The sequence below is a fragment of the Nostoc flagelliforme FACHB-838 genome (assembly GCF_014698065.1).
Lineage (GTDB): Bacteria > Cyanobacteriota > Cyanobacteriia > Cyanobacteriales > Nostocaceae > Nostoc > Nostoc flagelliforme_B.
Window position 1 is genome coordinate 195,608 of the sequence record NZ_JACJSI010000001.1, and the last position, 14,521, is coordinate 210,128.

The 14,521-nt window shown below is 44.0% G+C and carries 4 protein-coding genes; 3 read left to right on the forward strand and 1 reads right to left on the reverse strand.

Going from position 1 to position 14,521, the window contains the following annotated elements:
- The first annotated feature begins 442 nt into the window (after window positions 1–442).
- The 3 genes from H6G97_RS00790 to H6G97_RS00800 all read left to right on the forward strand — a co-directional run bounded on the left by H6G97_RS00790 (window position 443) and on the right by H6G97_RS00800 (window position 14,056).
- A complete protein-coding gene (locus H6G97_RS00790) occupies window positions 443–4,360 on the forward strand; it encodes an SdiA-regulated domain-containing protein (protein WP_190938849.1) in 3,918 nt (1,305 codons plus the stop codon).
- Between the two features lie 283 nt (window positions 4,361–4,643).
- Window positions 4,644–10,067 (forward strand): phytase, encoded by a 5,424-nt coding sequence (locus H6G97_RS00795; protein WP_190938850.1) that lies wholly within the window; start codon window positions 4,644–4,646, stop codon window positions 10,065–10,067.
- Window positions 10,068–10,948: 881 nt separating this feature from the next.
- Window positions 10,949–14,056, forward strand: a complete 3,108-nt coding sequence (locus H6G97_RS00800) for an esterase-like activity of phytase family protein (RefSeq protein ID WP_338421552.1) — start codon at window positions 10,949–10,951, stop codon at window positions 14,054–14,056.
- Between the two features lie 219 nt (window positions 14,057–14,275).
- Here H6G97_RS00800 and psb34 read toward each other — a convergent pair whose 3' ends face one another.
- Window positions 14,276–14,446: a photosystem II assembly protein Psb34 gene (psb34, locus tag H6G97_RS00805; protein WP_190938852.1), complete on the reverse strand. Its 171-nt coding sequence runs from the start codon at window positions 14,444–14,446 to the stop codon at window positions 14,276–14,278.
- Window positions 14,447–14,521: the final 75 nt, after the last annotated feature.

Sequence of the window (14,521 nt, forward strand, 5' to 3'; positions counted from 1 at the left end):
ATGCCATAGCAAATATTTCTTGTTTTAACCTTTTGCTAGCGGTTTCTTAATGTTACCGAGATAGTTTGAGGTTGCTGAATACGGATTGATAGTACTAAAATATGTAATTTTTTTACTACATAGTCACTTTTTGGGTGAAGTATGTGGTTATGGGATGCGATCGCCCTACCAATGATCGTGGTTGTGGTGGGCATCGCGATCGCTTTTGGACTGTTACAAAGTGCGGACAACTTTGGATAATTGCTAAGGCGATAAGGCGATCCCACAACTATCTGCTAGTACCTCCACTATTAGGGACTGCTAGGAAGGGCGATCAGCACTTAATATATTCCCGTTTTATTATTTGGTTGATTTTTTCAGACTTTCAAACCAAACCTGCAATACCTCTATCAATGATGTTGTCAGGATAAATAACCGTAAAAACAACTTCTAAGGAGAATTTATGGCGCTTTCAGCCGGAAATATCGCATTTGTAGGTTTTAATGCGGATGGAAATGACAATATCGCTTTTGTGGCGCTCGTTGACATTAACCCTAATGAAGTAATTATTTTTGAGGATAACGAGTGGAATGGCACTGCCTGGGTTGACACAAACGAAGGTGCATTTAGTTGGACAGCCACTTCTTTAGTAACCGCAGGTACAATTGTCCGCATCGACAACATCGGAAGTGGAACGATCGCCGCAAGCACAGGAACCGCCGCAACTGGCGTTACTGGGCGGGGTGGAAACAGGGGTATTGGTACTAATGACGAAACTATTTACGCTTATCAAGGAAGTGCAGCCTCTCCCACTTTTATCACAGCGATCGCTAGTGGTGGGTTCAGTAGTGCAAATGGTCTTTTGACTAGCACAGGACTGACAGCAGGCACTAATGCCATTGACTTCTTAACTGTTGATGATGATGTAGATATTGCTGCATACAATGCTTCTCGCAGTGGACAAGCAGACTTCGCTTCATATCTCCCACTGATTAACAATCCTGCTAACTGGCAGACACAGGACAGTACTGGCGATCAAAGTATTGATGGTACTCCTCCTGATGTACCTTTTAGCTCGACAGAATTTGTGATCGCGGCAGCAACCCTCACAGTGTCGATCGCAGCCCAAGATGCCAACGCATCCGAAGCAGGCAGTGACCCTGGTATCTTCCGGATCTCTCGCACAGGCAGTACCACCAATGCCTTGACGGTAAATTACAATGTTGCAACGGGTGCTGGACAAGCCACAAGCGTAGATTACACCCCAACCCTAACAGGCACAGCAACCATCGCTGCCGGACAATCCTTTGTGGATATTACCATTACACCTGTGGATGATACGGCAATTGAAGGAACTGAAACCGTCACTCTGAATCTCAATAGCAGCGCCGATTATACTCTGGGTACTGCTAGTGCAACAGTGGCGATCGCTGACAACGATACGGTTGCAAGTTCCATCGATCTCTCTACCTACGTCCGCATCGGACGTTACGACCTACCCGAACCGACGCGAACCACTGCACCAACCAACAGCTTGCTAGCTCAAGAAGCCTCGGCAGTGACCTACAATAAGGATACCGACACGCTGTTCGTTGTCGGTGATGGCAGCAAAGCGATCGTGCAAGTATCGAAGACGGGACAATTAATTGACTCAATGACGCTAGCTCTTGGCAGCAGTCCCCAAGGAACGGAATTTTACGATACAGAAGGGCTTACCTATGTTGGTGACGGCAAGTTTGTCTTGATCGAGGAGCGAGACAGACAGGCTAATTTATTTACTTATGCCCCAGGAACCACCCTTACCAGAAGCAACGTACAGACCGTAAAGCTCGGTACGACGGTTGGAAATATTGGGATTGAGGGTATCTCCTATGACCCACAGACTGGTGGCTTCATCGCAGTTAAGGAAGTTACACCCGAAGGAATTTTTCAAACAAACATCGATTTTGCGGCGGGAACTGCAAGCAACGGTTCGGCTACCACAGTCAACTCTACCAACCTTTTCGATCCAGCTTTAGCTGGGCTTGCGGACTTTGCGGATGTTTTCGCATTGTCGAATCTATCGTCCTTGAATGGGCAACCCGACTCAAGCCGCCTGCTGATTTTGAGCCAAGAATCGGGCAAGATCGTCAACATTGATCGCACTGGGAATATCTCTAGCTCATTAACCATCGTCTCCGATGCAGGTAATCCTTTATCCGTTGTGGATCAGGGGAATGAAGGAATCACGGTAGACAAGGATGGATTGATTTATGTCGTTAACGAGGAGGGCGGAGGTGATATCGATCACCCTCAACTTTGGGTCTATGCACCGTCCTCATTTACCTATGCCAATCAAGCCCCTGTAGCCGTCAGCCTTGCGAACACCATCAGCAGCTTGGCAGAAAACACCAGTACTGCAACTCCCTTTAAAGTCGGCAATATAATCGTCAGTGATGACGCTCTGGGAACAAATACCCTCAGCTTGACTGGTGCAGATGCCAACTTTTTTGAGATTACGGGCAATGGTTTATTCCTCAAAGCGGGAACCACCTTAGATTTTGAAACTAAAACTAGTTACAACGTCAGCGTCAATGTAAATGACACCACCGTTGGCAATAACCCAGACACAACTACGGCATTTACCTTATCAGTCACCGATGTAAATGAGAATCCCACCACCAGTAGTATCTTCATCACTGAAGTAGCTCCTTGGAGCAGTGGCAATTCGCCCGTCGCCTCAGACTGGTTTGAGCTTACCAACACTGGTATGAACGCTGTGGATATCACAGGTTGGAAAATTGACGACAACTCGAATAGTTTCGCCGCCTCTGTCGCCTTGAACGGTATCACCAGCATCGGCGCAGGTGAATCGGTAATCTTCATCGAAGGAGCTACCGTCAATACTACTTTCCTATCCAACTGGTTCGGTGTGAACCCACCAGCTAGCTTGAAGATCGGCAATTACTCTGGTTCGGCCATAGGCTTGAGTACGAGTGGTGATGCCGTGAATATCTATAGTGCCACTGGTGCTTTACAAGCTAATGTCGTTTTCGGAGCATCTCCAGCCGTAGCCCCATTTGCCACCTTTGACAATGCCGCCTTGTTAAATAATGCCACGATCGCAACACTAAGCGCTGTGGGAGTCAACGGTGGATTCGTCGCTGTAAATTCAAGCACGGAAATTGGCTCTCCAGGGACTATTGTTTCGTCTCTACCCATGATCGCGCTCATAGCCCAAGATGCCAACGCAGCCGAAGTTGGCAATGACCCTGGTATCTTCCGCATCTCTCGCACAGGCAGTACCACCAATGCCTTGACGGTAAATTACAATGTTGCAACGGGTGCTGGACAAGCCACAAGCGTAGATTACACCCCAACCCTAACAGGCACAGCAACCATTGCTGCCGGACAATCCTTTGTGGATATAACCATTACACCTGTGGATGATACGGCAGTTGAAGGAACTGAAACCGTCACTTTGATTCTAAATAGTAGCGCCAACTATACTCTGGGTACTGCTACTGCTACAGTGGCGATCACTGATAATGAAGCACCTACGCTAGTGCAACCCATTGACGATCAAATTATTTCTACTGACAAACCCTTCTCTTTTAATGTCAGTAACAAATTTGCTGATGTCGATCAAGGCGACACCCTTACCTACAGTGCTACAGGTTTACCCACTGGTTCTAGTATTGTTGCTAATACAGGTGTAATATCCGGCACTATCTCCCAAATTGGCATCTTCGGAGTCACAGTTACCGCCACTGATAGCAGTGGTGCTAATGTTAGCGATACCTTTGACCTGATTGTTGCTAATAACAAGGCGACATCTGGCAACGACATTATCTTTATCGACCAACTTAATGGTTTGAACATAGTCGATGCCTTAGCTGGGAGCGATCGCGTCATCGGTACTAATGCCAATGAAACGATCGATGGTGGTGCAGGCAATGATTACCTTGATGGCAAGGGAGGTACTGATCTCCTCCGTGGCGGTGATGGCAATGACACAATCTTAGGCGGACTTGGCAGTGACACGCTTTCTGGAGGCAAGGACAGTGACCGCCTCATTGGTTGGGAGGGTGGCACAAGCGAAATTGACCTACTCAACGGCGATCAGGGTGAAGATACTTACGTCTTGGGTAATGCCAGTTCAGTTTTCTATACCAGTTCCGGTAACGGTGACTATGCCGATATTGCCAGCTTTAAGAACAAGGACAAAATTGAACTTAATGGAGTTGCTAGCAATTACTCACTAGGATCTGCATCAGCCGTGTCTGGTGACAAATCTGCTGTCGGCATCTTTAGCAATGGAACAGAGTTAATTGCTGTTGTTGAGGATGGGTTAAAGCTAAAGACGAATTTGGCAACCGATACTCGCTTTGTATTTGTTTAACGAAGATTCAAGTAATGTCTAACGACAAGCTACTGCGTGTCTACGCTCCTTGAGGAAACTTGAAGGCGATCGTTTGCCTCACGCAGAGACGCTCATCCCCTATTCCCCAACACTATTCAGTTAAGCCCAAAATTCTTGGTAGAGACGCGAAGTTGTACTGGGCTTCATCCCGTACTAACGCGTTTCTACAGGGCAAAAATCCTTAATCCAACAGTATTGCCCCATTCCGCACTCCCAATTTTCCAAGCAGTCTCATGTTTGAAATCTACCTGAGAATTAAACTATGGTCACTACAAGCACAATTCGCTTTTCCCAGTTCAATGCTTCCCTGAATCGGAACGCTGAAGGTCAGTTAGTAAGTGATTTGTCTAACCCTGACAATGCTCAGGCCAAGGCGGTTGCAGAAATCATCCAACGTAATAACCCGGATGTATTACTAATTAACGAGTTTGACTACTCCCCGGAAGCAATTCAGTTATTTAAGCAAAATTACCTTGCAGTCAGCCAGAATGGTTCAAATCCTGTTGATTACCCTTACTTTTACATTGCTCCTTCCAACACGGGTATCGCCTCTGGGTTTGACTTGAACAACAACGGCGCAGTAGTTACAACCCCAGGCGAACCGGGATATGGGGATGATGCCTTCGGATTCGGTAACTTTCCTGGTCAATTCGGGATGTTAGTGCTGTCTAAATATCCCATTGACACAGCTAATGTCCGCACCTTCCAAAACTTCCTCTGGAAGGATATGCCCAATGCTTTGCTTCCGGATGATCCTACAACACCACAGCCCAATGATTGGTATTCTCAAGATGAACTGGAAGTTTTACGTCTCTCCTCCAAAAGTCATTGGGATGTACCAATCCAGGTAAACGGCGAGACAATTCATGTCCTCGCCAGCCACCCCACACCTCCAACCTTCGATGGACGGGAAGACCGCAACGGTAAGCGCAACCACGATGAAATCCGCTTTTGGGCAGACTATATTACTCCTGGTAAAGGTAATTATATTTACGATGATCAGGGGAAAATTGGCGGTATTGCTGCTGGCTCAAGCTTTGTGATTGCGGGCGATCAAAATGCAGATCCCTTGGATGGTGATAGTTTTGACAACGCTATTCGCCAACTGTTGCAAAATCCTAATATCAATACTAATGTCATTCCTAGCAGTCTGGGTGGGTCTCAACAAGCAGAGTTGCAGGGTGGTGCAAACGCTAGCCAAAAGGGTAATCCTAGCTTTGATACCGCAGACTTTGCTGATACGGCTCCCGGAAACCTGCGGACTGATTACGTGCTACCCTCCGCTGACCTGACAATTGCCAACTCAGCAGTATTCTGGCCACTGAATACTGACCCAACATTCCCCTTGGTAGGTACTTTTCCTTTCCCCAGTTCTGACCATCGCTTAGTATTTACAGATGTGCAAACTGGGCCAAATGAACCAGGTAAAACCATTCCCAGTATAGGATTCCAGGGGCAGTCTACTTTCGTTACTGGCTTTATTCCTGGTGGTGCAGCAGGAACTGTGAATGGAGTACAGACTCCATTGGGTGGACTATCTGGTGTAACTTACGATGCTGTTAACAATCGCTACTACACTATCTCAGACGATCGCTCCCAATTTGGCCCCGCCCGCTTCTATACTTTCACTGCTGATACCGAGGTAACTTTTACCAATGTCACGCCTTTGAAAGATAATAATAACAACTTATTTGAAACATTTAGTATTGACCCAGAAGGCATTGCTTTAACTAACAATGATACTGTTTTCATCTCTTCTGAAGGTGAAGTTAATCTTGGTGCAGGTCGAGTTAGCGATCCCTTTATTAAGGAATTTTCCCTGACAACGGGGCAACAATTGCGTTCTCTACCTGTCCCCAGCAAATTCTTACCAGTAGTTGAAGATACCAACGCCAACGGTATTGTAGATGCAGGTGATACGCAAATATCAGGCGTTTACAATAATCTGGCATTTGAAAGCCTCACCATTACACCAGACCAAAAAACTCTATTCACCGCCACTGAAAACGCCCTATCCCAAGATGGATTAAGAGCTTCGCTCACTAGTGGCAGCCCTTCCCGGATTCTGCAATACAATCTGGTAAGTGGACAGCCAGAAAAAGAATACCTGTATATTACTAATGCAATCGCCGAAGTACCCAACCCTAGCACAGGCTTTGGTGACAATGGTTTAGTGGATTTACTAGCGATCGACAACCGTGGCACTTTGCTAGCCTTGGAACGCTCTTTTTCTGCGGGTGTCGGTAACACCATCAAAATCTACGAAATTTCTTTGCAAGGTGCAACAGACATTAGTTTCTACGATTCTCTGAATAATTTGAGTACTGAGCAATTAGCAGCTATCCAACCCGCGCAAAAACGTCTGCTGTTAAATTTAAATGATCTGGATTTGCCTAACGGTACAGATAACATCGAAGGCATCACCTTTGGTCCCAAATTAGCAGATGGTCGTCAGTCGATTGTGCTGGTAAGTGATAACAACTTCAACCAAAGCCAATTTACCCAAATTCTTACGCTGGATGCAGGCTTAGTTTCAACTGCTGCACCCACAGTAGAAACTCGTCCCGATTTGTTGGATGATGAGACACTGGCAGTTGATCAACGGGCTGATGCTGATGATCCTGCCATTTATGTTAATGCCACAAATTCTGCCGATAGCCTAGTATTGACCTCAGTGAAAAATGGCGGACTGCGGGTTTATGACTTGTCTGGGAATTTGTTAGAAACAGTTAATCCTGGTGGTATTCGCTACAACAACATTGATCTACAATACGGTTTCAAATTAGGCAATCAATCCGTTGATATTGCCGTAGCTAGCGATCGCGGCAATGATAAATTAGCAATCTTCAAAATTAACCCCAACCCTGGCGCTGAGGGCAACTATCTAGAAGACATTACCGACAGCAACCTTGGCACTCTCTTCCAAGCAGCACCTTTTGCAGAACCTTATTCCTCATCTTCTCGGAGTGCTTACGGACTGGCATTGTACCGTAGTCCAATCACCAATGATTATTATGTCTTTGCTAATCGCCGAGAAACTGGAGATGTAGCTCAGTTCAAACTAATTGACAAAGGTAATGGCAAAATTGGCATTGAACGGGTGCGAGAATTTACTGTACCGACAATTGAAGGACGCGATCCGCAAACAGAGGGTATGGTAGTAGACCAGGAAACTGGTTTCCTTTACATCGGCCAGGAAAATATCGGTATCTGGAAGTTCCAAGCAGAACCAAACGGTGGCACAACTGGCAAGCTAATTGATCAAGTCAGAGATTTAGGTGGTAATTATTTCACCGATGACGTAGAAGGACTGACTATTTATTACGGCAAAAATGGCACAGGCTACTTATTAGCATCTAGCCAAGGCGACAACACCTTTGTTGCTTACACTCGTGAAGGTAACAACGAATACGTGGGTAACTTTGCGGTTGGTAACAATGGGGCAATTGACAGCGTACAAGAGTCAGACGGTGCAGATGTAATTAACGTACCACTGGGGCCTAACTTTCCATTTGGTTTATTTGTCACTCAAGATGGCTCCAATGAACCTGCCACAATAGTCAGCGATGAAGGTGAAGAGGAAAATATCAGTTCTAACTTCAAGCTTGTACCTTGGGAAAATATTGCCAATGCCTTCCCCAATTCTCTAACTATTGACACCACTAGTTACGATCCACGCAATCCTGTTGCTCAACCCAAGCTGACTATCTATGAATTTGAAAACTTACCCAAGTTAGGAACAACCTCTGAAAATCAAGATATTTTCTTAGGTGGTTTCTCTGGGTTGTATTTTCAAGGGTTCGCAGCAAATGGGAATCTGAAGTTTGTCACTCACACAGACAGGGGCCCCAATGGAGAACCTGATGGTTTCAACAGACCATTTTTATTGCCAGAATTTCAACCAGAAATAGTCAGCTTTGAACTCAATCGCACTACAGGTGAAATCAGTATTACCAATAGAACTGGATTATTCCGCCAAGATGGGACAACACCATTAACTGGATTGCCTAACCTGCAAGCTGGGGCAAATGGTACCGCCTACACTGATGAAATTGCCGTTGACTTAGATAACAATATTTTAGCTAACGATCCTTTAGGTGCTGACTTAGAAGGAATTGTAATTGCGGAAAATGGTGACTATTGGATGGTAGATGAATACCGTCCGGCAATTTATCACTTTGATGTTAATGGTAAACTGAGCGATCGCTTTATTCCTCAAGGAACTGCCACAGCACCCAACCCAGATCAACCAGCAGGAACTTTTGGTACTGAGGTATTGCCAGCAGTTTATGCCCAACGCCGCAATAACCGGGGATTTGAAGCTGTAGCCTTGGAAGGTGATAAATTATACGCTTTTATTCAAAGTCCAATTGATAATCCAGATGTCGCCAATGATGCGACTTCTAAAGCTTCTCTCAACCTGCGAATTCTAGAGTTTGATATTGTCACCAAGCAAGTAACAGGAGAATATTTATATCTTCTGGAAGGTTTACCGTCAACTGACAAAATTGGCGATGCAGTATCTTTAGGTAACGGCAAATTTGCAGTAGTTGAGCGAGATGACAATGGTACGTCTGCTGGCAATAAACTAATTTATCAAATTGATTTAGCCGGGGCAAGCAACATTAATAACCCTGCTAACTTTACCTTGCTAGCTGATAAAACCATCGAACAACTTACTTCTGCGGAGTTAGCTGCTGCCAATATTAACCCTGTCACCAAGAGTTTAATTGCTAATGCTGCTCAGTTGGGTTACACGGGAGTCGAAAAATTAGAAGGTCTGGCACTGGTAGCACCCAACACCCTAGCTTTGATTAATGACAACGACTTTAATGTTGCAGGCAATACACCTGCTCAGAAACTCGGTATTTTGGAACTACCCAATAACCTAACAGTTGTAGAGCCTAGTTTCCCGAACGGTTTTGGTTCTAGCAACAGCGATACTGTCAATCTTGAGCCTGGACAATTCTTTAATGCAGGTGACGGAGCAGACTTTGTAGAGGGTACTAAAAATAATACAATCTTGGCTGGAAACGGTGATGACATCGTGCTTGCAGGGAGTGACTCTTCAATATCCGGGAATGATGGTGATGATCAGATATTTATTGGTCAAAATGGCCCGGCTCAAAATACCAATGCTGATGGTGGCAATGGTGATGATCTGATTGTCGTGGTGGAAGCTAGTGGTAGTAATAATTTGTTTGGTGGGGCAGGTGATGATACTCTCACAGTAATTGAAGGTTCTCGTCAATCATTATTTGGTGGCTCAGGCAATGATACCCTTAGCAGTGGCAGTAGCAATAACCTTCTTTACGGTGGTTCTGGAGATGACAAATTTTTCTCCAATGTCAATGATTCGCTATTTGGTGGCGATGGTGATGATGTGCTATTTGCTGGTCAACAGGGTAGTAATCGCCTAAGTGGTGGTGCTGGTGCTGACCAGTTCTGGATTGCTAATGGTAGTCTGCCAATTAGTAAAAATATTATTGCTGATTTTACAATCGGGATTGATAAAATCGGGCTGGGTGGTATTGGCGTATCTCAATTTTGTGGGCTAACACTGTTGCAACAAGGTAGTGACACTTTGGTGAAAACAGGAAATACAGAGTTGGTTTCATTGCTAGGAATTACCTCAACTAGCCTAACTGCAAATGACTTTGTTTTCTCTCCTAGCGTCGTGGCTTAGTTTGTTGCCTAGCGTCATCCCAATTCTAAATCATTCCTGAATAACGAGATCCTCGACTTGTTTAAGAAGTCGGGGATCTAAATGTTTTATGTGTTGCGAAGATTTTTTTAAATGATATAGCGGTTTCCATTCAAATGCGATACGACTTTATATTCCAAGGTGTAGGGAATATGCCCTGCCCCTACGGGTGTACTATATTAGCCTTTACAAATATCATGTCCACATAATTAGTTACGATTACCTACAGCCTTCGGGTTTAATAAGTAATCAAGCGGACACGATATAACAGTGAAATCCATGCGATCACTAGCGAATTAAAATTAAAAATAATCAAGTTTTATTTTTTGATAATTATCAAAAAATCATTAGCCAAGCAAAATATAAATATATATGCTTGACTTTTTGACACCAATGGCATTGCCATATTACTACAAATATCTATGGTGAATTATTTTTTATGTAATTAATCCAAGCAGATTGTCATAAATATTATACCAATTTGAAAAAAGAATGCGACAGATGGGTAGGGGCACAACAATGTTGTGCCCTTACAAATAATTGATGTGTCGCAAACATTATTTGAATTGGTATTACTTTTTTATTTGTGTAGATTTTAATCATTTCTTCCGTTTAGCTTATTGTTTTCTTAATCTTCTAATGAAAACATCTTTACTGCTAGCTAAGTTACCTCATAACTACTAGCGTTTGGACGAAATCGGACTTAACGGGCTTTTCTAAACTATATTTTTGTAATTCTGAGATTTTCCCGTAACTCCGCTTTCTAGCGTGAGAACATGATTTATTTTTCCCACAAGTAATGCAATCAGAGAACTTGAATACTTTGTGGTGCAGTTAAATCCAATACCCAAACAACGTTCTAAATTATGGCAATTGAGTTAGTCGGCTTCGCTTCTTTACCTGCTGATACCTTTAGTGATGGGCCAGTTTCTGGTGAGGAAATTTCAGCCAATGGCAGAACGGGGCCTTTCCCAGGACAGCCAATACAAGGCTTCAGTGGTGTACAGTTTGCTAATAATGACTCTTTATACTTTCTGTCAGATAATGGTTACGGCAGCAAAGATAATAGTGAAGATTTTCTGTTACGCATCCATCGTCTAGACCCGAATTTTAAGGGAACAGAAAATGGAGATGGCACTGTTAAAGTTTTAGACTACATTCAACTGTCTGATCCCGATAACAAGATTCCTTTCCAAATAGTTAATGAAGGAAGTTCTGAAAGACTACTGACTGGTGCAGATTTTGATATAGAGTCATTCGTCTTTGATAAAGACGGGACAATCTGGGTTGGAGAGGAGTTTGGCCCCTATCTACTGCATTTTGATGCTACTGGTAAGCTGTTAGAGGCTCCCGTTGCTACACCCGACCAATTCAAAACTCTAGATGGAGGAGCGCCTAAAGTTATTGGTCACAGAGGTGCAAGTGGGGATCTTCCAGAACATACCCTAGAGGCATATAAACAGGCAATTGTAGACGGCGCTGATTTTATTGAGCCAGACTTAGTAGTTACAAAAGATGGAGTATTAATTGCTCGTCATGAGCCTGCTTTGGCAATTTTGAACGCTGATGGCACTCTTAATTTAAGCAATACAACCACAGATGTTTACGATATTACCAAGTATCCACAGTTTGCCGATCGCAAAAAAACAGTCAGCCTCGATGGAACTGAAATCACAGGTTGGTTTGCTGAAGACTTTACTTTAGAAGAAATCAAGACTTTAAGAGCGATACAGCGTGTACCTTTCCGCGACCAATCCTTCAATGGCCAATTTGAAATTCCCACTCTCGCCGAAATCATCGACTTGGTTAAAGAAGTAGAAGCCGAGACGGGTAAAAAGATTGGCATTTATCCCGAAACTAAGCATCCCACCTATTCTGCCGAAGAAGCTACTTATGTAGGCACTACGGACAAAATTAACAGAAACATCAGTGAAATCCTGATCGATACACTCAAGGCCGAGAACTTCACCGATCCAAGTCGGATTTTCATTCAGTCCTTTGAAGTAGGTAATCTCAAGGATCTACACGATCGCATTATGCCTAATGCAGGTGTAGATATTCCCCTGGTTCAACTTCTAGATGCAGCTGGAATTGAGCTAAACGGTGAGATCATAGAGACTCAGCCTTATGATTTTGAAGTCAGTGGCGGCCTTCGGACTTATGGTGATTTACGGACTCCAGAAGGTTTGGCTGAAATCGCTACCTATGCTGATGGCATTGGCCCTTGGAAGCGGTTAATTGTCAGCGTCAAAGGTACAGATACTAATAGCGATGGTTTGGCAGATGATGTCAATGGAGATGGTGCAGTAAATGATGCTGATAAGACAACGTTACCTCCCACGACTTTAATTCAAGATGCTCACAGTGCAGGTCTACAGGTTCATCCCTACACCTTCCGCAATGAAGACCTATATTTAGCCGCAGATTACCAAGGTAATCCAGAACTAGAATACCAGCAGTTCTTTCAATTAGGGGTAGATGCACTCTTCACAGATTTCCCAGATACAGGGGATAAAGTCCGAGATTTCTTGAGTGATCCTCAGAATAACTTAGTGCGATCGCCACAAAACCCCGATGTTCTCTCAGGAGATGCTTTTGCTAACTTGGGTGGTTCCAAAGGTTTTGAAGGCGGAGCAATCAACGCCAGCAAAACCAAACTCTATATGATGCTAGAGGGTACGGTTCAGGGTGATCCGGCTGGTGCTGTGCGGATTAATGAATTTGATATCGCCAGCCGCGAGTACACTGATAATAAACTTTACTACAAGCTGGAAGATCCTGCTTATGCGATCGGCGATCTTGCAGTAATTAATGACAATGAATACTTAGTCATTGAGCGGGATGGTGGTCAAGGTGATTCTGCTCAATTCAAAAAGATTTTCAAAATAGACCTGTCTAAAACAGACTCTAATGGCTACGTAGTCAAAGAAGAAGTTGCAGACTTGTTGAATATTCAAGACCCTAACGACCTCAATGGCGATGGTAAAACCACCTTTGACTTCCCGTTTGTAACAATTGAAAATGTTTTGGTTGTTGACAAAAACACCATTTTGGTAGCTAATGACAACAACTATCCCTTCTCAACAGGTCGTCCTGGAGATGATCCTCAGAATCCAGTTATAGACAACAATGAAATAATTCTCCTAAAACTGGAAAATCCCCTTAACCTTGCTCCTGGTTTAGGTCAACCTCAAGCAGAAGAAATTAATTTTGGCTCTAATAGCAGTGATGATATTACTGTTCAGCCGGATCAAACCTTACTCACAGGTGACGGCGCAGACTTTGTAGAGGGTACTACAGGTAACACAATTGTGACTGGGAATGGTGAAGACACGGTGCTAATCGACAGTGACTCTTCAGTATCCACAGGAGACGGTAACGATCAAGTCTTGATTGGCGCAAATGGACCTGCTAACAATACTAGTGCTGATGGTGGTGCTGGTAATGATGAAATTACCGTAGTCGAAGCCAATGGCAGTAATAATTTGTTTGGGGCAGCAGGTGCTGATACTCTCACAGTAGTCGAAGGTTCGCGTCAATTATCCTTCGGTGGTTCAGGTAATGACACCCTCACCAGCAACGGCAGCAATAACCGTTTCTATGGTGGTTCTGGGGATGACAAACTCTTCTCCAGTATCAATGATTCCCTATCTGGTGGCGATGGTGATGATGTGCTATTTGCCGGTCAACAGGGCGGTAATCGCCTGAGTGGTGGTGCTGGTGCTGACCAATTCTGGATTGCTAACGCCAGTCTACCAACTAGCAAGAACATCGTGACTGATTTTGTGATCGGCACTGATAAAATCGGGCTAGGCGGTATTGGTGTTACTCAGTTTAGTGCCCTGACACTATTGCAACAGGGTAGTGAAACCTTAGTGAAAACCGGAAATACAGAGTTGGCTTCATTAGTGGGAATTACATCAACAAGCCTCACAGCAAATGATTTTGTTTTTGTTGCTAGTGTGGTGTAGCCAAAAGATGATTGCAGCTAAAATTTAACATTCAAAATCAGTTAAGCTGTAGGGATTTTTTTAAAGCGAGGGAGTATCACCACTCCCTCGCTTTTTATAAACATCGCAACATACCACTCGCCATTTGGAACGTGTAAAACACAAAAAACCCCGGCTAAATTAGCCGAGGTAAAGTCGAGAAGTGAGATTGACGATGAGATACAGTCATACCGAAAAATCTTAGCTAACGCTAAAACCAATTAGAACTAAAGTTGTGACGATTAAAGTTGCAAAAAGACTTTGTAAAACGTATTTACGTTGTTCCCAAATTGCGGGGTACTCAGCGTAGTACATCTGAGGTTCTGCTGCGTAGTTGTTGAGAATGCCGTCTTCGTTAATGGTAGTATACATAGTTTTTTTTCTTCTTTGTTTACTTATGTAACTAAATATGACGGTTTTGTTACAATTTGTCAATCTTTGTTGACA